The organism is Sinorhizobium fredii NGR234 (assembly GCF_000018545.1).
Classification (GTDB): domain Bacteria; phylum Pseudomonadota; class Alphaproteobacteria; order Rhizobiales; family Rhizobiaceae; genus Sinorhizobium; species Sinorhizobium fredii_A.
Window position 1 is genome coordinate 2,217,899 of the sequence record NC_012587.1, and the last position, 24,525, is coordinate 2,242,423.

General features: G+C 63.5%; 20 protein-coding genes and 1 riboswitch. Of the genes, 17 read left to right on the forward strand and 3 right to left on the reverse strand.

Going from position 1 to position 24,525, the window contains the following annotated elements:
* Positions 1–110 precede the first annotated feature (110 nt).
* From NGR_RS21935 to NGR_RS21955, 5 genes are all read left to right on the forward strand, one after another.
* Positions 111–1,217 (forward strand): ABC transporter substrate-binding protein, encoded by a 1,107-nt coding sequence (locus NGR_RS21935; protein ID WP_012708674.1) that lies wholly within the window; start codon positions 111–113, stop codon positions 1,215–1,217.
* Positions 1,218–1,331: 114 nt separating this feature from the next.
* Positions 1,332–2,213, forward strand: coding sequence for an ABC transporter permease (locus NGR_RS21940; RefSeq protein WP_012708675.1), 882 nt, complete (start codon positions 1,332–1,334; stop codon positions 2,211–2,213).
* Positions 2,210–2,992 carry an ABC transporter permease gene (locus NGR_RS21945; protein WP_012708676.1) on the forward strand — a complete coding sequence of 261 codons (783 nt, stop codon included), beginning with the start codon at positions 2,210–2,212 and terminating at the stop codon, positions 2,990–2,992. Before NGR_RS21940 ends, NGR_RS21945 begins: the two co-directional genes overlap by 4 nt.
* An 11-nt stretch (positions 2,993–3,003) precedes the next feature.
* Positions 3,004–4,065 (forward strand): ABC transporter ATP-binding protein, encoded by a 1,062-nt coding sequence (locus tag NGR_RS21950; protein ID WP_012708677.1) that lies wholly within the window; start codon positions 3,004–3,006, stop codon positions 4,063–4,065.
* 110 nt (positions 4,066–4,175) lie between these two features.
* Positions 4,176–4,340, forward strand: a riboswitch (FMN riboswitch).
* A gap of 88 nt (positions 4,341–4,428) precedes the next feature.
* Positions 4,429–4,902, forward strand: coding sequence for a 6,7-dimethyl-8-ribityllumazine synthase (locus NGR_RS21955; protein WP_012708678.1), 474 nt, complete (start codon positions 4,429–4,431; stop codon positions 4,900–4,902).
* Between the two features lie 72 nt (positions 4,903–4,974).
* On the opposite strand, the gene NGR_RS21960 is transcribed toward NGR_RS21955, so the two are convergent.
* Entirely contained in the window at positions 4,975–5,301 is a 327-nt protein-coding gene (locus NGR_RS21960) for a TfoX/Sxy family protein (RefSeq protein ID WP_012708679.1), read from the reverse strand.
* Between the two features lie 124 nt (positions 5,302–5,425).
* The gene (locus NGR_RS21965; RefSeq protein ID WP_012708680.1) at positions 5,426–6,397 is read right to left on the reverse strand and encodes a GlxA family transcriptional regulator; all 972 of its coding nucleotides are present in this window, start codon (positions 6,395–6,397) and stop codon (positions 5,426–5,428) included.
* Between the two features lie 108 nt (positions 6,398–6,505).
* Between NGR_RS21965 and NGR_RS21970 the strand changes: the two genes are divergently transcribed.
* From NGR_RS21970 to NGR_RS22015, 10 genes are all read left to right on the forward strand, one after another.
* Positions 6,506–7,408: a 3-keto-5-aminohexanoate cleavage protein gene (locus NGR_RS21970; RefSeq protein ID WP_012708681.1), complete on the forward strand. Its 903-nt coding sequence runs from the start codon at positions 6,506–6,508 to the stop codon at positions 7,406–7,408.
* 234 nt (positions 7,409–7,642) lie between these two features.
* Positions 7,643–9,133: a carnitine 3-dehydrogenase gene (locus NGR_RS21975; protein ID WP_164924401.1), complete on the forward strand. Its 1,491-nt coding sequence runs from the start codon at positions 7,643–7,645 to the stop codon at positions 9,131–9,133.
* Positions 9,134–9,365: 232 nt separating this feature from the next.
* A complete protein-coding gene (locus tag NGR_RS21980) occupies positions 9,366–10,526 on the forward strand; it encodes an acyl-CoA dehydrogenase family protein (protein WP_164924402.1) in 1,161 nt (386 codons plus the stop codon).
* Positions 10,527–10,728: 202 nt separating this feature from the next.
* Positions 10,729–12,792, forward strand: a complete 2,064-nt coding sequence (locus tag NGR_RS21985; RefSeq protein ID WP_164924403.1) for an acetate--CoA ligase family protein — start codon at positions 10,729–10,731, stop codon at positions 12,790–12,792.
* 5 nt (positions 12,793–12,797) lie between these two features.
* Positions 12,798–13,580 (forward strand): carnitinyl-CoA dehydratase, encoded by a 783-nt coding sequence (locus NGR_RS21990; RefSeq protein WP_012708685.1) that lies wholly within the window; start codon positions 12,798–12,800, stop codon positions 13,578–13,580.
* 257 nt (positions 13,581–13,837) lie between these two features.
* Positions 13,838–15,427 (forward strand): ABC transporter substrate-binding protein, encoded by a 1,590-nt coding sequence (locus NGR_RS21995; protein ID WP_012708686.1) that lies wholly within the window; start codon positions 13,838–13,840, stop codon positions 15,425–15,427.
* 2 nt (positions 15,428–15,429) lie between these two features.
* The gene (locus tag NGR_RS22000) at positions 15,430–16,542 is read left to right on the forward strand and encodes an ABC transporter permease (protein ID WP_012708687.1); all 1,113 of its coding nucleotides are present in this window, start codon (positions 15,430–15,432) and stop codon (positions 16,540–16,542) included.
* Positions 16,539–17,366, forward strand: a complete 828-nt coding sequence (locus NGR_RS22005) for an ABC transporter permease (RefSeq protein WP_012708688.1) — start codon at positions 16,539–16,541, stop codon at positions 17,364–17,366. The genes NGR_RS22000 and NGR_RS22005 overlap by 4 nt, the downstream gene beginning before the upstream one ends.
* Positions 17,359–18,990 carry an ABC transporter ATP-binding protein gene (locus NGR_RS22010; protein WP_012708689.1) on the forward strand — a complete coding sequence of 544 codons (1,632 nt, stop codon included), beginning with the start codon at positions 17,359–17,361 and terminating at the stop codon, positions 18,988–18,990. The genes NGR_RS22005 and NGR_RS22010 overlap by 8 nt, the downstream gene beginning before the upstream one ends.
* 85 nt (positions 18,991–19,075) lie before the next feature.
* A complete protein-coding gene (locus NGR_RS22015) occupies positions 19,076–21,073 on the forward strand; it encodes a CocE/NonD family hydrolase (RefSeq protein WP_012708690.1) in 1,998 nt (665 codons plus the stop codon).
* A gap of 55 nt (positions 21,074–21,128) precedes the next feature.
* Here NGR_RS22015 and NGR_RS22020 read toward each other — a convergent pair whose 3' ends face one another.
* The gene (locus tag NGR_RS22020) at positions 21,129–22,052 is read right to left on the reverse strand and encodes an alpha/beta hydrolase (RefSeq protein WP_012708691.1); all 924 of its coding nucleotides are present in this window, start codon (positions 22,050–22,052) and stop codon (positions 21,129–21,131) included.
* A 225-nt stretch (positions 22,053–22,277) separates the two neighbouring features.
* Between NGR_RS22020 and NGR_RS22025 the strand changes: the two genes are divergently transcribed.
* Positions 22,278–23,186, forward strand: a complete 909-nt coding sequence (locus NGR_RS22025) for a LysR family transcriptional regulator (protein ID WP_012708692.1) — start codon at positions 22,278–22,280, stop codon at positions 23,184–23,186.
* 134 nt (positions 23,187–23,320) lie between these two features.
* On the forward strand, positions 23,321–24,481 hold the full coding sequence (locus tag NGR_RS22030) for an ABC transporter substrate-binding protein (RefSeq protein ID WP_012708693.1): 1,161 nt from the start codon (positions 23,321–23,323) through the stop codon (positions 24,479–24,481).
* The last annotated feature ends 44 nt before the right edge of the window (positions 24,482–24,525 follow it).

Consider the following 24,525-nt stretch of genomic DNA (forward strand, 5'->3'; position numbering starts at 1 on the left):
CTCGAAACGACTTTCTCGCCGCAAACGGGAAAAGGCCTGTCACACAAGTTTCATCGCGCCACTTTAACAGCATCGCCGAAATTGACTGAAAACCGATAAGGAGAACGCCAGTGATTTCAAAGACTCAACGCCTGCTCTCGCTCTCGACCGCCATCCTGCTGGCAACCACCGCGGTGGCTGCCGCCGAGCCGAGCGAAGAGCTTATCGCCGCCGCCAAGAAGGAAGGCATGTTGACGACCATCGCTCTGCCCCACGACTGGTGCGGCTATGGCGACGTCATCGCCTCCTTCAAGGCCAAGTATCCGGAAATCCAGGTCAACGAACTGAACCCGGATGCCGGCTCCGCCGACGAAGTCGAAGCCGTCAAGGCTAACAAGGGCAATACCGGGCCGCAGGCGCCTGATGTCGTTGACGTCGGCCTCGCCTTCGGCCCGCAAATGAAGGCCGAAGGCCTGTTGCAGCCGTACAAGGTCTCCACCTGGGACGAGATCCCGGACACCGTCAAGGATGCGGAAGGCCATTGGTACGGCGACTATTACGGCGTGATGTCCTTTCTCGTAAACAAGGACCTCGTGGCCAATTCGCCAAAGGACTGGGCCGATCTGCTGAAGCCGGAATATGCCGGCCAGGTGGCCCTCGCCGGCGATCCGCGCGCTTCGAACCAGGCGATCCTCGGAGTTCTCGCCGCCGGCCTCGCCAAGGGCGCGAAGGCCGGGAAGGAAGCCGGTGAAGCCGGCCTTGGCTATTTCGCCGAACTGAACAAGGCCGGCAATTTCGTTCCGGTGATCGGCAAGTCCGGAACGCTGGCCCAGGGCTCGACCCCCATCATCGTTGCATGGGACTACAACGCCCTCGGCTGGGGCAAGACGCTGAACGGCAACCCGCCGACCGAAGTCGTCGTTCCGGCAAGCGGCGTTCTGGCCGGCGTCTACGTTCAGGGCATCTCGGCCTTTGCGCCGCACCCGAATGCAGCCAAGCTGTGGATGGAGCACCTCTATTCCGACGAAGGTCAGCTCGGCTGGCTGAAGGGCTTCTGCCACCCGGCGCGCTTCAACGCAATGGTCAAGGCCGGCAAGGTTCCGAAGGAACTGATCGACGCCCTGCCGCCGGCAGCTGCGTATGAAAAGGCCTACTTCCCGACGCTGGAAGAGGTCGACGCGAACAAGGCCTCCGTGACCGGCGGTTGGGATTCCGTGGTCGGCGCAAACGTCCAGTAAGCGTATTCGGCAATCAAGCCGCTCCGGCCGGTTTTCCGGCCGGAGCGGATACGATATTCATACGAAATTCAATTGATGGCCGCGTCTGTAACGCGGCTTGTCGGGGCGAACGCAATGTCATCTGCTCATACCGGCGCCAGCCCGCCTGCGCGTCGCCTTCCCCTTCACTGGCTAGGCATCCTGCCGTTTGCCGCTTTCGTGACGCTTTTTCTCATTCTTCCGACGATGAAGATCGTGGTCGGTGCCTTTCAGACGCCGGACGGCAGCTTCACGCTCGACAATATCCAGGGTCTTTTCACGCCTTCGATCCTCGCGGCCTATTGGATCTCCATCAAGATCAGCATCGCCTCGGCGCTTCTCGGCTGCCTGATCGGCTTTGCGGTCTCCTCGGCCGTCGTTTTCGGCGGATTGCCGAAATGGATTCGCGGGCCGCTGCTGACCTTTTCCGGCGTCGCTTCCAACTTTGCCGGTGTCCCGCTGGCCTTCGCCTTTCTTGCGACGCTCGGGCCGGTGGGCATCCTGAGCGTCTTCCTGCGCTCGGAGCTTGGCGTCGATCTGAGGGCGCTCGGCTTCAACCTCCTGTCCTTCTGGGGCCTGACCGTAACCTACCTCTTCTTCCAGATCCCGCTGATGATCCTTATCATCACGCCCGCGCTCGACGGATTGAAGCGCGAATGGCGCGAGGCAGCCGAAATCCTCGGTGCGACCGGCTTGCAATACTGGCGGATGGTCGCCTTCCCGATCCTGCTTCCCTCAATTCTTGGTACCCTGGCGCTTCTCTTCGCCAACGCCTTCGGCGCCGTCGCAACCGCCATTGCGCTGACCGGCTCGTCCCTGTCGATCGTGCCCATCCTGCTCTTCGCCCAGATCCGCGGCGACGTGCTCGGCAATCCGCACCTCGGCTACGCGCTCGCCTTCGGCATGATCGTCGTCACGGGCCTCGCCAACGCGATCTACATCTGGCTTCGCGCCCGCAGCGAGAGGTGGCTGAAATGAGGAAGATCTGGGCCTGGGGCGCTCTCCTTTTCGGCATCCTCTATTTCACTCTGCCGCTCGTCGGCATGACCAACTTTTCGCTGAAGATGCGGCGCGGCGAATATTCCTTCGACGCCTATGCGAAGGTTTTCGGCGATCCGCGCTTCCAGGAAACCTTTACCTATTCCGTGGCACAGGCGCTCTTCACCATCGTCTTCGGCATTCTGCTGGTCGTGCCGACGGCCTATTGGGTCCGGCTCAAGCTGCCGCGGCTGCGTCCCTACATCGAGTTCGTGACGCTGCTGCCACTGGTTATCCCGGCCATTGTCATCGTCTTCGGCTATATCCGGCTCTACAACACGTCGAGCTGGCTGCCGCTGACCGGCTCCGCTTTCGGCACCGACATACTCCTGATGTTCGGCTATGCCACCCTCGCACTGCCATACATGTATCGCGCGGTGGACACCGGCCTCAGGACAATCGACGTCGCTACGCTGACCGAAGCCGCCCAGAGTCTGGGAGCCGGATGGGCCACGATCCTGGCGCGGATCATCCTGCCGAACGCGCTCGTCGCGGTGCTCTCCGGCGCCTTCCTGACCTTCGCCATCGTCATTGGCGAATTCACCATGGCAGCGCTGCTGAACAAGCCGGCCTTCGGCCCCTACATGCAGCTCCTCGGCGCCAACCGCGCCTATGAGCCGGCGGCGCTCGCCGTCATCGCATTCGGCATCACCTGGGGCTGCCTCGGCCTCATCCAACTCGTCTCGCGCTTCCAGAAAAGCGCGCCTCCCAAGGCCTGAGGACCATCCGCATGAGTTTCCTGTCACTGACCAACATCAAAAAATCCTTCGGCCCGGTACAGGTCGTGCACGACTTTAACATGGTTATCGAGAAGGGTGAGTTCGTCTCCTTCCTCGGCCCGTCGGGCTGCGGCAAGACGACAGTCCTTCGCATGATCGCCGGCTTCGAGACGCCCTCCAACGGCAAGATCGTCATCGACGGCACGGACCAGGGCACACTGAAGCCGAACCAGCGCAACATCGGCATGGTCTTCCAGGCCTATGCGCTGTTCCCGAACATGAACGTCCAGGACAACGTCGCCTTCGGACTGAAGGTCGCCGGCGCCTCCAAGGCGGACATCGATACACGGGTGAAGCAGATGCTCGGGCTCATCAAGCTCGAGCACCTGGCGGACCGCTTCCCCTATCAATTGTCCGGCGGCCAGCAGCAGCGCGTGGCGCTTGCCCGCGCGCTTGCCGTCAAGCCGCAAGTGCTGCTGCTCGACGAGCCGCTTTCCGCGCTCGATGCAAAGATCCGCATCTCGCTGCGCGAGGAAATCCGGCAGATCCAGCAGCAGCTCGGCATCACCACGGTGTTCGTTACGCACGATCAGGAGGAGGCGCTGTCGATTTCCGACCGGATCGTCGTGATGAATGCCGGGCGCGCCGACCAGATCGGCACGCCTTTCGAGATCTACAACACGCCGGCGACCCGCTTCGTCGCCTCCTTCGTCGGGACGTTGAACATTATTGAGGGCAAGGTTGCGGACCCGGCGGCGGGCGCCGTGACGATCGGCGATCAGCGCGTCTCGCTTAAGGATTCGATTGCCGGCATGAAGGGTGGCGACAGTATCTCGCTGGCGTTACGTCCGGAGGCAGGCTCCATCGCCGATGGCGCCAAGGGCGATACGGCCCTTGCCGGCGAGGTCGTTTCCACGAGCTTCCTCGGTTCGGTCATCCGCACCCGGCTGCGCGTCGGAGGTGACGTCATCTCCTTCGACATGTTCAACAATCCGGGCGTGACCCCGCCGGTCTCCGGCGACAACGTCACGCTGCGCTTTGCCGCCAAGGATCTGCTGGTCATTCGCGAATAGCCAGGGTCGCGAATAAACTGTCGCGACCGAGGCTGGAAAAATCTGTCGTGATTTCTCGCTTTTTCGTCGGTGCCTGCGTTTGACGGGCGCCGATCTGTCTATATAGTCGCACGCGTTCTCAGGGCGGGGCGGAATTCCCCACCGGCGGTAGCGATCGGCGGATCTAACGGTCCGGTGGTCGAAGCCCGCGAGCGCTTCGAGGCCTACCTCGAAGGTCAGCAGATCCGGTCAGATTCCGGAGCCGACGGTTACAGTCCGGATGGAAGAGAGCAAGCAGTGCGAGCCCCTTCGAGGGGCGGCGCGCATGCATGTTCGCCCGACGGGATCATTGGAAAAACGCCAAACCCTGAAAGGCTTGAGACCATGACCATTCTTTCCCACCCCTCAACCAAGATCGCCATCGTCCGCGCCCGCTGGCACGCCGATATCGTCGACCAGTGCGTCAACGCCTTTGTCGCCCAGTGGTCGAAGCTCGGCGGCAACGCCGCCGACGTCGAGATCTTCGATGTGCCGGGCGCCTTGGAAATTCCGCTGCATGCGCAGACGCTTGCGAAGACAGGTCGCTATTCGGCGATCCTCGGCACCGCCTTCGTCGTCGATGGCGGCATCTACCGCCACGACTTCGTCGCCGGAACCGTGCTGGACGGCATGATGCGCGTCCAGCTCGACACGGATGTGCCGGTGCTCTCCGCCGTTCTGACGCCGCACAACTTCCAGGAAAGCGAGCCGCTGATCGCCTTCTTCCGCGACCACTTCGTGGTCAAGGGTGAAGAGGCAGCCAACGCCTGCGCGCAAATTCTCGACGCCCGCGCCAAGCTGGCGCTCGTCAACGCCTGACAGCTTTCGCTTGATTTGTAGAATGGGAGGGCGCCGCCCGCGAGGCGCGCGCCTCCTTCCATTGTGTCGTGATCACTTCGGCGGCAGCGAGAGCACATAGTCAAGCGCCGCATCCAGCAGGCGCCGGCGTAGGACGTCGTCGCCGTAGGCCTCGGCGCCGGCGCGCAGCCAGCCATGCATTCGACGCTCCCCCATCACCATCTGAGAGATCCCCGGCAGCGCCAGCGCCCAGCCGTCATTGCCCTTGCCAAGTCTCACCAGCATCCCGTCGTCCCGGGCGCCGCAAACGAGGTTGCCGTTCAAGAGAAAAGCCAGTCCGCCGAACATCGGCTTTTCGGAAAGCCCCGGCCGCTCGCCGAGTTCCTGCCGGACCAGTTCCTCAAGTCCGAGATCGCGCATGGATGCCTCACTCTCTTGCCGCCGAAGCTTCGCATGGCGGATTCAATTTCCAACGCGCCGGCGACAGCCCGCTGATTCGATTCATGAAAACGCCCCCGCTCAATCGCCCTCTGAAGTCGTTGAATCAACTCTTGAGCTTCAGCCGTCGCCGCGTCTCGCTCGGGCTTTCGCGGTAATGAGCGCGATAGCTGCGGGAAAACGACGACGATGAGTTGAAGCCGGAGATCGCCGCGATATCGGCGAATTCCATGCGCGTCTCGATCACCTTGCGCCGCGCGGCATTGAGGCGCAACGCCAGATAGTGCTCATGTGGGGCGACCCGCATCGTTTCCCTGAAAAGATCCTGCAAATGCCGGGCGCTGACACCGACCCGACGCGCCAGCCGCTGAAGGGTGAGCGGCTGCTCGACGGTCTCCTCCATCAACTTGACCGCCGCACCGACGCGGGCATCGAGAATGCGCATGTTTCCGATCGCCGGCATCTGCAGGAGGTCGCCGCGGGTACGCTCCTGCTCGTAGATGAAGAGGCGCGAGACCTCGAGCGCCAGCGAATAGCCGTGGGCGCGGCGGATGAGTTCCAGCATCAGATCGAGCGTCGGCAGCGAGCCGCCGGTGGTGATGCGCTTGCCGTCGATGACGAAACGCTCGCGCACCATCGTCACCTGCGGATAGGTGCTGGCGAAATCCTCGAAATCCTCCCAGTGGGTCGTGGCCGAAAAGTCGTCGAGCAGGCTCGTTTCCGCCAAAAGCCAGGAGCCGGATTCAATACCCGCCATAAGATCCCGATAGCGCGCGGTCTGCGACAGCAGCATCTTGAGCTGCGGGGTGGCGCTGCGCTGCCAGTTGTAGCTCGACAGCACGAAGAGCGGCGCTGTCTCGCGCTGCGGCCGGAAAGGGCCGGTCACCGGGATCGGGATGCCGCTCTTCGTCTCGATCGCCGCGCCGTCCGGGCTGAACATCGTCCAACTGTAGAGCATTCGGCCGGCGATGCGGTTGGCGGCGCGCAGCGGCTCGACGACCGAAGCGACGAGGATGAGATTGGTCTCCGGCAGGATCAACAGATCGATATGCTGCGCCTGCGAAACGCTGGCATCCATGGCAAACTTCCTACCCTTATTTCCGATAATGTATAAGTTTATTCTGTTTGTGGAAAGCAGCGTCGCCGTTTCTGGCTCGTAATGGGCTCAACGAAAAGGGAGACAGCTATGCCGCTCAGCATGAACCGCGAGGTTTTCATCACCTGCGCAGTCACCGGTTCGGGAGACACCGTTTCGAAATCCAGCCACGTTCCGATCACGCCGAAGCAGATCGCCGAAGCGGCGGTCGAAGCCGCCAAGGCAGGGGCTGCGATCGTCCACTGCCATGTCCGCGATCCGGAAACCGGCGCCCCGGCCCGCCGCCTCGATCTCTACAAGGAAGTGACCGACCGTATCCGTTCCGCCGATATCGACGTGGTCCTGAACCTCACCGCCGGCATGGGGGGAGATCTCATCTTCGGCAATGTCGAAAGCCCGCTCCCGCTCAACGAGAAAGGCACCGACATGGCCGGCGCCACCGAGCGCGTCGCCCATGTGGCCGAATGCCGGCCGGAGATCTGCACGCTCGACTGCGGCACCATGAACTTCTCGCTCGGCGACTATGTCATGACCAACACGCCGTCGATGCTGCGCGAGATGGCCCGCCAGATGACCGCGCTCGGCGTGCGCCCCGAGATAGAGGCCTTCGACACCGGCCATCTCTGGTTCGCCAAGCAGCTCGTCGAGGAAGGCCTGATCGAGGATCCGGTGCTGATCCAACTCTGCATGGGCATTCCATGGGGTGCGCCGGACGATCTCAACACCTTCATGGCGATGGTCAACAACGTGCCGTCGAACTGGACCTTCTCGGCCTTCTCGATCGGCCGCAACGCGCTCGCCTACCCCGCCGCGGCGATCCTTGCCGACGGCAATGTCCGCGTCGGCCTGGAGGACAACCTCTATGTCGGCAAGGGGCAACTCGCGACCAACGGCCAGCTTGTCGAAAGGGCCGTGTCGGTGATCGAGGGCATGGGCGCCAAGATCATCGGACCGGCAGAGGTCCGAGAGAAATTGAAGCTGACGAAGCGGTAGCAAAAACCCCTCCCCAACCCTCCCCACAAGGGGGAGGGCTTAACCTGCGGCAACGTCCGTCCCCGGAAGAGGCGTCAGCTTCGGCTGAAATGTCCGGTTCGGGGAAATCCGGAGAGGCAAGTGGGCAGTTCGAGAGGGACAGAGAGGATCCGGAGCCACCCATCCCTCCCCCTTGTGGGGAGGGCGGCCCGAAGGGCCGGGAGGGGTTCCTACGACAAACGGGATGGAGAGGAAATGACCATCATCACCAAGGCCGCCTGTGTCGGCGGCGGCGTCATCGGCGGGGCCTGGGCGGCGCGCTTCGTGCTGGCCGGCATCGATGTCAACATTTTCGACCCGCACCCGGAGGCCGAGCGCATCATCGGCGAGGTCATGGCCAATGCGGAGCGCGCCTATGGCATGCTGACCATGGCGCCGCTGCCGCCGCGCGGCAAATTGACCTTCTGCAAGAGCGTCCAGGAAGCCGTCCAGGACGTTGACTGGATTCAGGAAAGCGTCCCGGAACGGTTGCCGCTGAAGCGCGGCGTCATTACCGAGATCGATGCGGCTGCCAAGCCGGATGCGCTAATCGGCTCGTCGACATCGGGCCTGCTGCCGTCCGACCTCCAGTCCGAAATGAAGCACCCCGAACGCATGTTCGTCGCCCATCCCTATAATCCAGTCTATCTCCTGCCGCTGGTCGAGCTCGTCGGCGGCAAGAAGACGTCGCCGGAAACGATCAGGCGGGCCGAGGAAGCGGTCGCCGAGATCGGCATGAAGGGCGTCGTCATCGCCAAGGAAATCGAGGCCTTCGTCGGCGACCGGCTGCTCGAGGCGCTCTGGCGCGAGGCGCTCTGGCTGATCCAGGACGATATCTGCGATACCGAAACGCTCGACGATGTCATGCGCTATTCCTTCGGTATGCGCTGGGCACAGATGGGCCTCTTCGAGACCTATCGCATCGCCGGCGGCGAAGCCGGCATGCGCCACTTCCTCGCCCAGTTCGGCCCCTGCCTGAAATGGCCGTGGACAAAGTTCACCGACGTCGTCGATCTCGACGATACGCTGGTCGAGAAGATCGGCGCCCAATCCGACGCCCAGGCTGCCGGCCGGTCGATCCGCGAACTCGAACGCATCCGTGACGAAAACCTCGTCGGCATCATGCAGGCGCTGAAAGCCGGCAATGGCGGTGAAGGCTGGGGTGCCGGCAAGCTGCTCGCCGATTTCGAGAAGCGTCTCTGGGCGCAAGGCGGCAACCAGCCGAAGAGCTTTGACGCCTCCGGTCCGCTGCGCCTCGTCGAGACCAAGGTCAACGCCGCCTGGGTCGATTACAACGGCCACATGACCGAGCATCGCTACCTGCAGCTCTTCGGCGACACGTCGGATGCGCTGCTCCGGCTGATCGGCGTCGATTTCGCCTATGTGGCGGCCGGTCACAGCTACTACACCGTCGAGACGCATATCCGCCATCTCGGCGAGGCCAAGCTCGGCCAAGCACTCTATACGACGCTGCAAATACTCGCCTCGGACGAGAAGCGCATCCACTTCTTCACCAGGATTCACGACACCGTCTCAGGCGAAGTGATCGCTACCGCCGAGCAGATGATGCTGCATGTCGATGCCCACGCCGGCAAGTCTGTCGCCGCACCGGCCGAGGTATTGGAGAAGCTGAAGCCGATCGCGGAAGGGCATGCGAGGCTTGGGGTGCCGGATGGCGCGGGCAGGCACGTCGGACAGAAACGCTGAGACGACAAGGTGGCGGCCCCTCATCCGGCTGCCGCCATCTTCTCCCCGCAGGCGGGGAGAAGGGACATGCCGCGGCGCCGGGCACCAAAAGTCCCCTCTCCCCGCGTGCGGGGAGAGGGTTAGTCCTCGAGTCAAACCCGAGGAGAGGGGCAAGCCACATCCGGGAAGCCTGCGGATCGATAGGGAGATCGGTCCGGAAATGGCGAGAGCGAAAGAACGACGAGGGAGAACAATGAATTTCGCACTGACCGAAGAACAGCAGATGATCGTAGACACGGTCCGCAGCTTCGTTGAGACCGAGATCTATCCGCATGAAAACGAAGTCGAGCGCACCGGCGTCGTGCCGCGCGAGCTCGGCCAAGACATCGCCCGCAAGTGCAAGGAGCTCGGTTTCTTCGCCTGCAATTTTCCTGAAGAGGTCGGCGGCGCCGGGCTCGACCATCTCACCTTCACCCTGGTCGAGCGCGAACTGGGCCGCGGCTCGATGGGCCTGACCGTCTTCTTCGGCCGCCCCTCCGGCATCCTGATGGCCTGCAACGAGGAGCAGCGCGAGCGCTATTTGCTGCCCGCCGTCCGGGGCGACAAGTTCGATGCGCTCGCCATGACCGAGCCGGACGCGGGCTCCGATGTGCGCGGCATGAAATGTTTCGCCAGGCCGGATGGCGACGATTGGATCGTCAACGGCACCAAGCACTTCATCAGCCATGCCGACATCGCCGATTTCGTCATCGTCTTCATCGCCACCGGCGAGGAGCAGACGCCGCGCGGACCGAAGAAGAAGATCACCTGCTTCCTCGTCGATCGCGGCACGCCGGGTTTCGAAATCCGCGAGGGCTACAACTCCGTGTCGCATCGCGGCTACAAGAACTGCATCCTGACCTTCGACGATTGCCGGCTGCCCTCTTCCCAGATCCTCGGCGAAGTGCACAAGGGTTTCGACATCGCCAATGACTGGCTCTATGCGACGCGCCTGACGGTTGCCGCCACCTCGGTCGGCCGCGCCCGCCGTGCCTTCGACTACGCCCTCTCCTACGCGGCCGAGCGCAAGCAGTTCGGCAAGCCGATCGGCGCCAACCAGGGCGTCTCCTTCAAGCTCGCCGACATGATCACCGAGATCGACGCCGCCGACCTCCTGACGCTGTCGGCCGCCTGGCGGCTCGATCACGGCCTGCCATCGAACCGCGAGATCGCCTCCGCCAAGGTCTTCGCCACCGAAATGCTCGCCCGCGTCACCGATGAGGCGATCCAGATTTTTGGCGGCATGGGCCTGATGGACGACTTGCCGCTCGCCCGCTTCTGGCGCGACGCCCGCGTCGAGCGCATCTGGGACGGCACCTCGGAGATCCAGCGGCACATCATCAGCCGCGATCTCTTGCGGCCGTTGGGGGCTTGAGGATGCTTGGCGCTCATCAAAGAACCCCTCCCCAACCCCTCCCCACAAGGGGGAGGGACTCCTCTGCCGCACCCGATGTAGGACTGCCGCTCCGTAGCCGCTGGTCGCACCGTTGGATTGGGCGAGGCGGTGCCACGCGCAAGCCCCTCCCCCTTGTGGGGAGGGGTTGGGAAGGGGTCTTTTCCAGCAACGGCGGCGCAGCATGACCACCCCGCCCCGCTCCCTCGACCGCCTCATCCGCCCGCGCTCCATCGCCGTCTTCGGCGGCAAGGAAGCGCGACGGGTCATCGAGCAATGCGACAAGATGGGCTTTGCCGGTAAGATCTGGCCGGTCCATCCGCGCGAGGAGGAAATCTTCGGCCGCCGCTGCTACCGCTCGGTCGCCGACCTGCCGGAGGCACCGGATGCCTCCTTCGTCGGCGTCAACCGGGCGCTCACGATCGACATCATCCGCGACCTTTCCGCGCGCGGCGCCGGCGGCGCCGTCTGCTATGCCTCCGGCTTCCGCGAAGCGGTAAGCGAGCTTGCCGACGGCAACGACCTGCAGGAGGCGCTGGTCGCCGCCGCCGGCGACATGCCGATTGTCGGCCCCAATTGCTACGGCTTCATCAACATGCTGGACGGGGCGCTGCTGTGGCCCGACCAGCACGGCATGCTGCGCGTCGAGAGCGGCGTGGCGATCCTCACCCAATCCTCCAACATCGCCTGCAACATCTCCATGCAGAAGCGCGGGCTTCCTCTCGCCTACGTGATGACCGCCGGCAACCAGGCCCAGACCGGCCTCTCCGACATCGCCTTCGCCGTGCTGGAGGACCCGCGCGTCACCGCCGTCGGGCTCCATATCGAAGGATTCGACAGCGTCGAGGCGCTGGAGAGGCTCGCAACCCGGGCCCGCGAATTGCGTAAGCCGGTCGTAACGCTGAAGGTCGGCAAGTCGGAGGCCGCGCAGCTTGCGACCGTTTCCCACACGGCGTCCCTCGCCGGCAACGACCGTGTCTCCTCGGCGCTGCTCGCCCGCCTTGGCATCGGCCGCGTCGATACCTTGCCGGAACTCCTGGAAACCCTGAAGCTCCTCCATCTCCACGGTCCGCTTGCGAACGCCGATATCTCATCGATGAGCTGCTCCGGCGGCGAAGCCTCGCTGATGGCGGATGCCGGCGTCCGGCGCCAGGTCAACTTCCGGGCACTCAAGGACGAGCAGCGTCAGCCGCTCAGGGAAAGCCTTGGCGAGATGGTGACGATCGCCAATCCGCTCGACTACCACACCTTCGTCTGGGGCAACCGCGACAAGCAGACCGCCGCCTTCACCGCCATGATGCAAGGCGGCTACGCGCTGAACCTGATCGTGCTCGACTTCCCGCGCCTCGACCGTTGCCACGCCGAAGATTGGGTGACGACCTGCGATGCGGTCATCGACGCAGCGAATGCGACGGGCGCCGTCGCCGGCATCGTCGCAAGCCTCGGCGAGAACATGCCGGAGGAGACCGCTCTCTCCTTGATGGCAGCAGGCGTCGTGCCCTTCTTCGGCATAGACGAGGCCCTCGCCGCCGCGGAAACTGCGGCCGCGATCGGCGGCGCCTGGGCGCGCCCCGCCCCGCCGCCCCTCATAAAGGCTGCAGCGGCCGGCGGCGATGCCATCACATTGACGGAGGCGGAGGCAAAGGCCGAGCTCGCTGCATCAGGCGTTACAATCCCGCGCGGCATTGTTGCCATGACGGCTGACGAAACGGCGGATGCGGCTGAGACGCTCGGCTTCCCAGTCGTGCTCAAGGGCCTATGCGTCGCTCACAAGACCGAAGCCGGAGCGGTCAAGCTCAATCTCACAAACCGCGAAGAGGTGCTCGCCGCCGCGCAAGCGATGGCGTCGGTCGCCACGGGCTACCTGGTGGAAAGAATGATCGCCAGGCCGGTCGCCGAATTGATCGTCGGGGCGATGCGCGATCCCGTCGCCGGCCCGGTGCTGACCATCGGCGCCGGCGGCATCCTCGTGGAACTACTCGACGATTCGGCAATCCTGACCCTACCGACCACCGAAGCGATGATCGAAGCGGCAATTGGCGGCCTGAAGGTCCGCAAACTGCTCGATGGCTACCGCGGCGCCCCGAAAGGCGATGTCGCAGCGCTGACAAGGACTGTCGCAGCCGCGGCATCCTATGTCGTTGCAAACGCTTCCAAAATTGAAGAACTCGATATCAATCCTATAATGGTGTTGCCGGTCGGCCATGGAGCCGTTGCCGCCGATGCCCTGATCCGCCGGAGGAAATGACGCCTATGACCGGACCGATCCTCACCCGCCGCGAAGGCGGCATTCTCGAAGTCACGATCGACCGGCCGAAGGCGAATGCCATCGACCTCAAGACCAGCCGGGCCATGGGCGAAATCTTTCGCGACTTCCGCGACGATCCGGAGCTTCGCGTCGCAATCATCACCGGCACCGGGGAAAAATTCTTTTGCCCCGGTTGGGATCTGAAGGCGGCGGCGGAGGGTGATGCCGTCGACGGCGACTATGGCGTTGGCGGCTTCGGCGGCATGCAGGAACTGCGCGACCTCAACAAGCCGATCATTGCCGCCGTCAACGGCATCTGTTGCGGCGGCGGGCTGGAGATCGCACTCTCGACAGACCTCATCCTCGCTGCAGAACACGCGACCTTCGCGCTGCCGGAAATCCGTTCGGGCACGGTCGCCGATGCCGCCTCGATCAAGCTGCCGAAGCGCATCCCCTACCACATCGCCATGGACATGCTTCTGACCGGACGCTGGCTGGAGGCCACGGAGGCGCATCGCTGGGGTTTCGTCAACGAAATCCTGCCGACGGGGCGGCTGATGGAACGCGCCTGGGAGCTCGCTCGCCTGCTCGAGAGCGGACCGCCGCTCGTCTATGCGGCAATCAAGGAGGTCGTCCGCGAAGCCGAGGGCCGCGATTTCCAGGCGACGATGAACAAGATCACCCGTCGCCAGTTCAAGACGGTCGACGTGCTCTATTCGAGCGAGGATCAACTGGAAGGAGCGCGCGCCTTTTCGGAGAAGCGCGATCCGGTCTGGAAGGGAAGGTAAAAGCCGGCTGCGAGAGCTCGCAGGAACGCAGTCCATAAGGCATGCTTATGGAAAGAAATGATTATTTAGGACGTTACAAGCTTCATCCGAGCAGATAGCCTTATGGTTGAAGCCCGTACCGTCCCCGGGACAGAAGGGAGAACGAGAGGAAACGGATCTAAGCGCAGAAGTGCCTTGAGCCATCCCAGAATGGCGATACGCAGTCTCTACCAATCACAATGAACGGCGAATGCCGGCTAACGAAAGGGAACAGGGGAATGAGCGATTACAAGGATTATCTGACACGACAGGTCATGCTGGGCAAAATCAACCGGCGCGAATTTCTCGGACGGGCGGCTGCCCTCGGCATCGCCGCATCGACTGCGAACACGCTGTTTGCGGTGAGCGCCGCGGCGCAGGAGCCGAAACGCGGCGGGCACCTTAAGCTTGGCCTCGAAGGCGCGGCCGCAACCGATTCGAAAGACCCGGCAAAGGCGCTTTCACAATTCCTGTTCGTCGTCATCAGAAACTGGGGCGACCTGCTCGTCGAAACCCACCCGACGACCGGTGCGGCCGTACCGGCGCTTGCAGAGTCCTGGGAGCCTTCCGCCGACGCGGCGACATGGACCTTCGCGATCCGCAAGGGCGTCAAATTCCATGATGGCAAGGAACTGACGGTAGAGGACGTCGTCAAGACGCTGCAGCGTCACACGGACGACAAGTCGGAGTCGGGCGCCCTTGGCGTGATGAAATCCATCAAGGAAATCAAGGCCGATGGCGGCAAGCTCGTGCTGACGCTGACCGAAGGCAATGCCGACCTGCCGCTGCTGCTTTCGGATTATCACCTCGTCATCCAACCGAACGGCGGTATGGACAACCCCGACGCCATGATCGGCACCGGTCCCTACAAGGTCGCGAGCTTCGAACCGGGCGTGCGTGCCACTTTCGAAAGGAACCAGGACGACTGGCGCACGGATCGTGGCTATGTGGACACGGTCGAACTGATCGCCATGAACGATGCGACGGCGCGCATCGCCGCGCTTTCGTCCGGTCAGGTGCACTTTATCAACCGCGTCGATCCGAAGACGGTCAGCCTCCTGAAGCGCGCGCCGACCGTGGAAATCTTGAATACATCCGGCCGCGGCCACTACGTCTTCATCATGCATTGCAACACCGCGCCGTTCGACAACAACGACCTCAGGATGGCGCTGAAGCTGGCGATGGATCGCGAGACCATGGTTCAGCGCATCCTCGGCGGTTACGGCAAGATCGGCAACGACTTCCCGATCAACGACACCTATGCCCTCTTCCCGGAAGGCATCGAGCAGCGTGTCTATGATCCAGACAAGGCCGCCTTCCACTACAAGAAGTCGGGCCACAGCGGGCCGGTGCTGCTGCGCACCTCCGACGTCGCCTTCCCGGGCGCGGTGGATGCCGCCGTTCTCTACCAGGAAAGCGCCAAGAAGGCCGGCATCGAGATCGAGGTCAAGCGCGAGCCGGGCGACGGCTACTGGACCAACGTCTGGAACGCCCAGCCATTCTGCACCTCCTATTGGGGCGGGCGCCCGACGCAGGACCAGATGTACTCGACCGCCTATCTTTCGAACGCCGACTGGAACGACACCCGCTTCCAGCGTGAGGACTTCGACAAGCTCCTGCTCCAAGCGCGTTCCGAACTGGACGAGCCCAAGCGCAAGGACATGTATCGCACCCTGGCGATGATGGTGCGGGACGAAGGCGGCGTGATCCTGCCGATGTTCAATGACTTCGTGAACGCGTCCACCAAGCAGGTGAAGGGCTACGTCCACGACATCGGCAACGACATGTCGAACGGCTATGTCGCAACCCGGGTGTGGCTGGACGCCTGACCATGGAAAGCGGACCGATCACTGGTCCGGTCCTGACCGATGGGGTCGCGGGTGAAACACACCCGCGCTCCGCCGATCTTTCCGGAGTGCCAGCAAAGCCCAACCCCGCCGCCGCCACGGGCGAGATCGGCGGCTCCTTCTGGCGGCGTTTCGTCTTTCGCCGCCCTCTCGTGGCGCTGATCCTTCAGCGCCTCGGCCTCAGCGTCGGCCTGCTCTTCGCCGTGTCGCTGATGATCTTCGGTGGCATCGAAGCCTTGCCCGGCGATTTCGCCACCACTTATCTCGGCCAGTCGGCGACGCCGCAGGCGGTCGAGAACATCCGCAAGGATCTCGGCCTCGACCGGCCCTGGAGCGAGCGTTACCTCACCTGGCTCGGCGGCGCCGTGAAGGGCGACTTCGGCACCTCCTGGGCGAGCAAGAATTCGGTCAGCGAACAGATCGGCAAGAGGCTCGGCAATTCGCTGTTCCTCGCCTTTTTCGCGGCGCTGATCTCGGTGCCCGTTGCCGTCGGGCTCGGCATGTTGGCGGTCCAGTTCCGCAATCGACTACCGGACAAGATCATCAACGTGATCTCGCTGGCGGCGATTTCGCTGCCGGAGTTCTTCATCGGCTATCTGTTGATCATGGTCTTTGCCGTTCAATACGGCGTCGCCACCTTCCCGGCGACGGTCTATGACAGCATGACCCTCACCGAGCGGCTCTCGGCGATCGCGCTTCCGGTCGCAACCCTCGTGCTCGTCGTCCTTGCCCACATGATGCGCATGACGCGGGCGGCGATCCTCAACGTCATGTCGTCGGCCTATGTCGAAACCGCCGAACTCAAGGGGCTCGGGACCTTCCGTATCATCGCCCGCCATGCCGCCCCCAATGCCGTCGCACCGGTCATCAACGTCATCGCCCTGAACCTCGCCTATCTGGTCGTCGGCGTTGTCGTCGTCGAGGTGGTGTTCGTCTATCCCGGCATGGGGCAGTACATGGTGGATGCGGTGACCGTGCGTGACATGCCCGTCGTGCAGGCCTGCGGCCTGATCTTCGCGGCCTTCTACATCTTCCTCAACATGGCGGCCGACATTCTCGCCATTCTCGCCAACCCGAGGCTGAGGCACCCGCGATGAACCTGCGATCTATCCCCATCAGCGCCTGGATCGGCATCATTGGCATAGCGCTCTGCCTGCTTTGCGCGATCTTCGCGCCCTTCATCGCCCCATTCGGCGAACGGGACGTCGTCGGCGAGATCTGGGCGCCGGCCGGCGGTGACTTCCTGCTTGGCACCGACAATCTCGGGCGCGACCTGCTGTCGCGTCTGATCTACGGCGCCCGCACCACCATCTTCGTGGCGCTGGCGGCGACCTTGGTCTCCTTCGCGCTCGGCATGTTCCTGAGCTTCACGGCCGCGGTCACCGGCGGCTTTGTCGACCAGCTCTTCTCGCGTTTCAACGATCTGATGATGGCGGTCCCGACGTTGATCTTCGCGCTCGTCGTGCTCGCCGTCCTGCCGCAGCATCTCTGGATCCTCATCCTCGTCATGGCCGTGCTCGATTCCACCCGCGTCTTCCGCATCGGCCGCGCCGTCGCCCTCGATGTCGCGGTGATGGAATTCGTCGAGGCCGCGAGGCTTCGCGGCGAAGGCTCGCTCTGGATCATCTTCCGGGAAATCCTGCCGAACACGCTGTCGCCGCTCTTGGCCGAATTTGGCTTGCGCTTCGCCTTCTCGATCCTGTTCCTCTCTACCCTGTCCTTCCTCGGCCTCGGCATTCAGCCGCCGGCCGCCGACTGGGGCGGCATGGTCAAGGACAACAAGGACGGCATCATCTTCGGCATCTCCGCCGCCCTGGTCCCCGGCGCGGCGATCGCCACCCTCGCCATCTGCGTCAATCTCGTCGTCGACTGGCTGATGAAGCGCACCTCGAGCCTGAAAGGAGGGCGCGGCGATGCCTGAGCTGCTTTCCGTCAAGAACCTGAAGATCGAGGCGACGAGCTATCCGCCCGGCGAACCGCCGAAGGTGGTGACGCTGGTCGAAGGCGTTTCCTTCAATCTCGAAAAGGGCAAGGTCCTCGGCCTCATCGGCGAATCCGGCGCCGGCAAGTCGACGATCGGCCTCTCGGCACTTGCCTATGGCCGCGGCGGCGTGCGGATCACCGGCGGCGAAGTCCTGCTCAACGGCAAGGACATCTTGAAGCTCGACCGCAGCGGCATCAATTCGGTCCGCGGCTGCCACGTCTGCTATGTGGCGCAATCCGCGGCCGCCGCCTTCAACCCGGCACACAAGCTCGGCGACCAGGTGATCGAGGCGTCGCTGCGCCACGGCATCATGAACCGCGAGGAGGCGAAGAAGCGCGCCCTCTATCTCTTCCGGGTGCTCGGGCTTCCCAATCCGGAGACCTTCGGCGATCGCTACCCGCACCAGGTCTCAGGCGGGCAATTGCAGCGCGCCATGACCGCCATGGCGCTCTGCCCCAATCCGGAACTGATCGTCTTCGACGAACCGACGACGGCGCTCGATGTCACGACGCAGATCGACGTGCTGGCCGCGATCAAGCACGCCATCGAGGAGACGCATACGGCTGCGCTCTATATCACCCACGATCTCGCCGTGGTCGCCCAGATCTCCGACGACATCATGGTGCTCCGCCACGGCAAGACCGTCGAATACGGCACCACCAAGCAGGTGATCGAAGCGCCGAAGGAGGACTATACAAGGGCGCTCGTCAGCGTCCGGCAAACAAAGCGCGACGAAGCCCCGGACCAGTCCGGCACGCTGCTCAAGATCGAGCATGTCCATGCCGCTTACGGCAATGGCTTCAAGGTGCTGCACGACGTGTCGATGCACCTGTCGAAGGGCCAGACGCTGGCGATCGTCGGCGAATCCGGCTCCGGCAAGTCCACCCTCGCCCGCGTCATCACCGGGCTGTTGCCGCCGACGGAGGGCCGCATCACTTTCGACGGCAAGGACCTGCCGAAGGCGCTCAAGGGCCGCACGAACGAGGAACTGCGCCGCATCCAGATGATCTACCAGATGGCGGACACGGCCATGAATCCGCGCCAGACGGTGCGCGACATCATCGGCCGGCCGCTCTCCTTCTATTTCGGCATGCACGGCGCCAGAAAAACCGAACGCGTCAAGGAATTGCTCGACCAGATCGAGATGGGAACGCGCTTCCTCGACCGCTATCCGGCCGAATTGTCGGGCGGACAGAAGCAACGCGTCGCGATTGCCCGAGCGCTCGCCGCCAAGCCGGAGCTCATTCTCTGCGACGAGCCGACCTCGGCACTCGATCCGCTGGTGGCGGAGGGCATCCTGAATCTGCTTATGAAGCTCCAGGAAGAAACCGCTGTTTCCTATGTGTTTATCACTCATGACATCGCCATCGTGCGAGCGATCGCCGACAGCGTCGCGGTAATGCATCGCGGCCGACTGGTGCGCTTCGGGCCGAAGTCGAAGGTGCTCTCGCCGCCCTTCGACGATTACACGGACTTGCTCCTGAAGTCGGTGCCGGAAATGGAAATCGGCTGGCTGGAACGGGTGCTGAAGACCAGGCGCATGGAGAGTGCGGGGAATTGACCCTCGAGCGGGGCGCCTCCGCCCCGCTCTCGTTCCAATCCGCTGTTGATCGCTCACGCGCAAGAAAAATCAGGAGAAAACAATCGTGTCCGATCGCAACTTCACCGTCATCGAGAACGAGTGGATCACGCTGAAAGATGGGACGCGGCTGGCGGCGCGCATCTGGATGCCGGAGGGCACCGAGCAGAACCCGGTGCCGGCGGTGCTCGAATATCTGCCCTATCGCAAGCGCGACGGGACCTGCGCCCGTGACGAGTCCACCTACCCTGTGTTCGCGGCGGCGGGCATTGCCGGCGTTCGCGTCGACATCCGCGGCTGCGGCGAATCCGAAGGGGTGATCGACGGCGAATATACGCCGCGCGAACTCTCCGACGGCTGCGAGATCATCGAATGGATCGCTGCGCAGCCCTGGTCGAACGGCAAGGTCGGCATGATGGGCATCTCCTGGGGCGGCTTCAACTGCCTGCAGGTGGCCGCTCTGAAGCCGCCGGCGCTCAAGGCCGTCATTTCGATCGCCTCGACCGTCGACCGCTATAATGACGACATCCACTACAAGAACGGCTGCCATCTTTCGGCGCAACTCTCCTGGGCCGCCACCATGCTTGCCTATCAGTCGCGCTCGCCCGATCCCGAACTCGTCGGCGAAGGGTGGAAAGACATGTGGCTCGAGCGGCTGGAGAACGAGCCGTTTTTCCTGGAGGAGTGGCTGGAGCACCAGCGCCGCGACGACTTCTGGCGCCACGGCTCGATCTCGGAGGATTTCGACGGCTTCCCGATCCCCGCGCTTGTCATCGCCGGCTGGGCCGACGGCTACCGCAACACGCCGATCAAGGCGGTCGAAGGACTCGGCGAAAAGGCCAAGGCGCTGATTGGCCCCTGGGTTCATAAGTATCCACATTTCGCCTGGCCGAAGCCGCGCGCGGATTTTCACAGCGAGGCGATCCGCTGGTGGAACCGCTGGCTGCGCGACGAAAAGAATGGTGCGGAAAAGCTACCGCAGATGCGCGCCTATATTCTCGACGGTCCGAAGCCGGCCCTGAGGCGCAACGATGATCCGGGCCGCTGGATCGCCAGGGATGTCTGGAGCGCACCGGAGACGCGCACTTTCGCGGTTTCGAGCGATGGCGGCCTGATGACCGGCTCCACGGCCAAGAGAGGAATTGGAGACATCTACATCCGCTCACCGCTCGATACCGGCACCGCCGCCGGCGAGTATTTCACCTTGAAGCCGGATGCCGAGATGGCCGGCGACCAGCGCAGCGATGATGCGGGTTCCCTCACCTTCGACAGCCGACCCCTGCTCGAGGCGGAGGACTATCTCGGACAGCCGGTCCTGACCTTGGACGTCTCCTGCGGCGCCGACACGGCCAATCTTGTGGCGCGTCTGGTCGACATTCACCCAGATGGCACGGCAACCCGCGTTGCCTTCGGCGTCCTCAACCTGGCGCACCGCAACGGCAATACGAAGCCGCAGCCGATGCAGAAGAACCACAAGACGCGTATCACGCTGGTGCTCGACGCCTGCGGCTACCGCTTCCGCGCCGGCCATCGCATCCGACTGTCGCTCTCGACCTCCTACTGGCCGATGATCCTGCCGCCGCCGACCGATCCGGGTCTGACGATCGACACCGGAAGCCTGTCGCTGGCGCTGCCGCTCCTCGGCGACCACCGCGAGATCGTCGTGCCGCAGCCGGCCGACCCAAATCCGCTGCCCACCTATATCGAGCATTCGCCGGCGAAAACGCGCCGCACGATCGAACGCGACATGTCAAAGGGCGTGACGCACTACCGGATCTACGAGGACACCGGCCTCGTCGAACACCCCGACACGGGCAACGCAACGCAGGACATCCGCGACGAGGTTTGGTCGATCGCACCCGGCGATCCGCATTCGATGACGGGCGTCTCCACCTGGACCTGCATAGCAAAGCGCGGCGAGCAGTCTCTCAGGACCGTCTCGACCTCGCGGCTTGGCTGCAGCGAAACCGAGTGGATTACGTCTGCCAAGGTCGAGGCCTTCGAGGATGAAACGAAAATCTTTGAGAAGGCTTTCGAGAAGCGTGTCCGGCGAGACTTCATGTGAGTCGGGCGACCGACCGACCACCCGGCTAATGAAGATCGGTCTCTCCGCCCATGCGTCAAGCTGTCCCGACCAGCCGCGCCACGCCATGAACCAGATGGCGAAATCCCTCGCTGGCGCCCGGGCTCATATGACGCGCCCGGAGCCAGGCATGGATCATCTGCGGTTCTTCGCGATAGGTCACGTCGACGCCCGCCTGCGCAAGCCGAGCGGCATAGGTCCGCGCGTCATCACGCAACGGATCGAAATGAGCCCCGGTGATGTAGGCCGGCGGAAGTCCAGACAGGTCCGCAGCCCTCAATGGATAAGCGAAGGCATCGTCGCTCGGCGCCTTCAGCACCTCGCGATAATAGGCCACGTCCGTCGTCGAAAGCCCCGGCGCCTCCGCCATCTCGCCATAGGAACCGCTGACGAGATCGCCGCCGAGGCCGGGATAGATCAGTGCCTGACCGACAATGCCGGAAAGCCCTTCGGCCTTGGCCTTGAGCACAATGCCCGCAACCAGATTGCCGCCTGCACTGTCGCCTGCAACGACAAGCCGGCTTTCGTCGGCGAGAAGTTCTTCAAGCACCGCATAGCAATCCTCGAAGGCCGCGGGCCAGACATGCTCCGGCACTAGGCGGTAATCCACGGCGACCAGTTCGGCGCGCGCACCATGAGCGAGTTCGGCACAGATGGCATCATGGCTTTCCAGCGACCCTACGACGAATCCGCCGCCATGAATGTAGAAAATCCGGGTCTCGGTCGCGATGTCCGCTGGCCGATAGTGCCGGATTGGTATGCGTCCGGCCACGACCTCGTCGCGCCGCTTCAGCCCCTCCGGCGACGGCGCGTCGAATTCGGCGCAAAGGGCATCGTACCATTGCCGCTGTTGCGCGACCGAAGCGTTCACGGCGTCGGCCGGGTAAAAAGCCTCACAACGCGCGTGAAAGGCGAGAATGCCGGGCTCCGTCGGCATCGGTTTTGATCGTCTCGAATCCATCCTGCGCTCCCTACAGCGCCGCGCACCTTATCAGGCGCGCAAGGGTCGCTGTAGCGCTTTGAATTGCTGCATGTCTTTGTCCTTAAATCGAGGTCGATTTAAGGAGACATGCAGTAGAGCGCACCTTAACACCGCCGGGCCACCGCGCATGCTGAAATGCGCCAAGTCATGGCGCTTCACGCCTCTGACTTGCCATCCGCTCGTCGCCCGGTGTTAATTCGCTCCATGGCATTCACACTCCGGCAGTTGCAATATTTCGTCGCCGTCGCCGAGCAGGGGTCGGTCACCCGTGCGGCGCAGAACCTGTCGATCTCGCAATCCTCGATCACCGAAGCGATCAAGGAACTGGAGACCGATCTTGGTGTCGAGCTTTTCGATCGCCATCCGAGGGGCTTGGCGATCACCCATAACGGCCACCAGTTCCTCCGCCACGCGACGAAGATTCTCGCCGACGTTTCGGACGCCCGGCGGAGTTTTTCGGACAGCCGCGAGGAGCGCGGCGGCAAGCTCAATCTCGGTGTTACCTCGCTGGTTGCCGGCTATGTGCTCTCGGACCTGCTCGCCCGCTATCGCCGCGCCTGCCCCGGCGTCGAGGTGAGCGCCATCGAGGACAACGGCTCCTATCTCGAACATCTGCTGGTCGGCGGCGAACTCGATGTGGCCGTCATGGTGATCTCCAACCTGCGCGACCGCATGGCGCTGCAGGCGGAAATCCTCGAGACCTCGCCCTACCGGCTCTGGCTGCCGATCGGTCACCCGCTCGTCAGCGCCGACATCATCTCGGTCGAGGATATCGCCAAGGAACCGCTCATCATGCTGACGGTCGACGAGATCGAGGAAAACACCGGCAAGCTGCTCTCGGCGCTCGGCGCGCGCCCGCACGTCGCCTTCCGTACCCGATCGGTCGAGGCGGTCCGCAGCCTGGTCGCGACCGGCGCCGGTATCGCCCTTCTGCCTGACCTCGTCTACCGACCGTGGTCGCTCGAAGGCGACCGGATCGAGAGCCGCGACGTTTCCGGCGCGCTGCCCGTCGTCCAGGTGGGCATGGTATGGCGCAAGGGTTCCAGCCTGCCGCAGTCGGCGCGCGATTTCGTCGGCATCGCCGAGGCCCTGCGCAGCGCGCGTCCGCGCTAATTCCGGTCAAGCCAGGTATCGGAAAAATCGATATCGGCATTCTGATTAATGAATTTGCGAATACGGAGAAATAGAGGCACGCTTCATCCCAGGGAACAAGTCCGCGGAATGCGGCACAAACTGGGGAGACTTCCATGAAGCAGATCCTGAAATCCTGCACGGCGCTTACCCTTACGCTCGGCCTCGTCGCCCCGGCGCTTGCCCAGGAGCCGCTGAAGGAGCTCGGCCAGGGTGAAGGCCAACTGTCGATCGTCGCCTGGCCCGGCTACATCGAGCGCGGCGAAACCGACAAGAGCTACGACTGGGTGACCGAATTCGAGAAGAAGTCGGGCTGCAAGGTCAGCGTCAAGACCGCCGCGACCTCCGACGAAATGGTCGCGCTAATGAATGAAGGCGGCTTCGACCTCGTCACCGCTTCGGGCGACGCCTCGCTTCGCCTGGTGGCCGGCAAGCGCGTTCAGCCGATCAACACCGCCCTCATTCCGAGCTGGAAGACGATCGACGAGCGCATGCAGAACGCACCCTGGCATACGGTCAACGACGTGCATTACGGTACACCCTATGTGTGGGGGCCGAATGTGCTGATGTACAACACGGAGGCCTTCAAGGGGCAGCCGCCGAAAAGCTGGAACGTCGTCTTCGAGGAAATGACGCTGCCGGACGGCAAGTCCAACAAGGGTCGTATCCAGGCCTATGACGGGCCAATCCATGTCGCCGACGCGGCCAATTACCTGATGGCCCACAAGCCCGAGCTCGGCATCAAGGACCCTTACGAGCTCAACGAAGAGCAGTACAAGGCCGCCCTCGATCTGCTGCGCGTCCAGCGCACCCTCGTCGGCCGCTACTGGCACGACGCGATGATCCAGATCGACGACTTCAAGAATGAGGGCGTCGTCGCCTCCGGCACCTGGCCGTTCCAGGTCAACCTTATGCTGGCAGAAAAGCAGCCAATCGAGTCGGTCTTCCCGGAAGAAGGAGTGACGGGCTGGGCCGACACGACCATGCTGCATGCCGACAGCGAGCATCCGAACTGCGCCTATATGTGGATGGAGCACACGCTGGCGCCGAAGGTCCAGGGCGATGTATCCGCCTGGTTCGGCGCCAATCCCTCGGTCGGGGCGGCCTGCAAGGGCAACGAGCTTCTGACGGATGAGGGCTGCCAGGCCAATGGCTACAACGACTTCGACAAGGTCAAGTTCTGGAAGACGCCGGTCGCCAAATGCGCAAGCCAGAGCGAATGCGTGCCCTATCACCGCTGGGTGTCCGACTATATCGGCGTGATCGGCGGACGGTAAGCCGCCGCTTCCCTCCCCCTTGTGGGGAGGGTGGCCCGCAGGGC

What these genes read in the sequence shown, in the direction of transcription:
- NGR_RS21995 (WP_012708686.1), top strand. Translation starts at nt 13,838, where the DNA reads ATGAGCGATTACAAGGATTATCTGACACGACAGGTCATGCTGGGCAAA.
- NGR_RS21950 (WP_012708677.1), top strand. Translation starts at nt 3,004, where the DNA reads ATGAGTTTCCTGTCACTGACCAACATCAAAAAATCCTTCGGCCCGGTA.
- NGR_RS21970 (WP_012708681.1), top strand. Translation starts at nt 6,506, where the DNA reads ATGCCGCTCAGCATGAACCGCGAGGTTTTCATCACCTGCGCAGTCACC.
- NGR_RS21975 (WP_164924401.1), top strand. Translation starts at nt 7,643, where the DNA reads ATGACCATCATCACCAAGGCCGCCTGTGTCGGCGGCGGCGTCATCGGC.
- NGR_RS22010 (WP_012708689.1), top strand. Translation starts at nt 17,359, where the DNA reads ATGCCTGAGCTGCTTTCCGTCAAGAACCTGAAGATCGAGGCGACGAGC.
- NGR_RS22000 (WP_012708687.1), top strand. Translation starts at nt 15,430, where the DNA reads ATGGAAAGCGGACCGATCACTGGTCCGGTCCTGACCGATGGGGTCGCG.
- NGR_RS21980 (WP_164924402.1), top strand. Translation starts at nt 9,366, where the DNA reads ATGAATTTCGCACTGACCGAAGAACAGCAGATGATCGTAGACACGGTC.
- NGR_RS22020 (WP_012708691.1), bottom strand. Translation starts at nt 22,052, where the DNA reads ATGGATTCGAGACGATCAAAACCGATGCCGACGGAGCCCGGCATTCTC.
- NGR_RS22005 (WP_012708688.1), top strand. Translation starts at nt 16,539, where the DNA reads ATGAACCTGCGATCTATCCCCATCAGCGCCTGGATCGGCATCATTGGC.
- NGR_RS21955 (WP_012708678.1), top strand. Translation starts at nt 4,429, where the DNA reads ATGACCATTCTTTCCCACCCCTCAACCAAGATCGCCATCGTCCGCGCC.
- NGR_RS22030 (WP_012708693.1), top strand. Translation starts at nt 23,321, where the DNA reads ATGAAGCAGATCCTGAAATCCTGCACGGCGCTTACCCTTACGCTCGGC.
- NGR_RS21990 (WP_012708685.1), top strand. Translation starts at nt 12,798, where the DNA reads ATGACCGGACCGATCCTCACCCGCCGCGAAGGCGGCATTCTCGAAGTC.
- NGR_RS22025 (WP_012708692.1), top strand. Translation starts at nt 22,278, where the DNA reads ATGGCATTCACACTCCGGCAGTTGCAATATTTCGTCGCCGTCGCCGAG.
- NGR_RS21960 (WP_012708679.1), bottom strand. Translation starts at nt 5,301, where the DNA reads ATGCGCGATCTCGGACTTGAGGAACTGGTCCGGCAGGAACTCGGCGAG.
- NGR_RS21945 (WP_012708676.1), top strand. Translation starts at nt 2,210, where the DNA reads ATGAGGAAGATCTGGGCCTGGGGCGCTCTCCTTTTCGGCATCCTCTAT.
- NGR_RS21985 (WP_164924403.1), top strand. Translation starts at nt 10,729, where the DNA reads ATGACCACCCCGCCCCGCTCCCTCGACCGCCTCATCCGCCCGCGCTCC.
- NGR_RS21965 (WP_012708680.1), bottom strand. Translation starts at nt 6,397, where the DNA reads ATGGATGCCAGCGTTTCGCAGGCGCAGCATATCGATCTGTTGATCCTG.
- NGR_RS21940 (WP_012708675.1), top strand. Translation starts at nt 1,332, where the DNA reads ATGTCATCTGCTCATACCGGCGCCAGCCCGCCTGCGCGTCGCCTTCCC.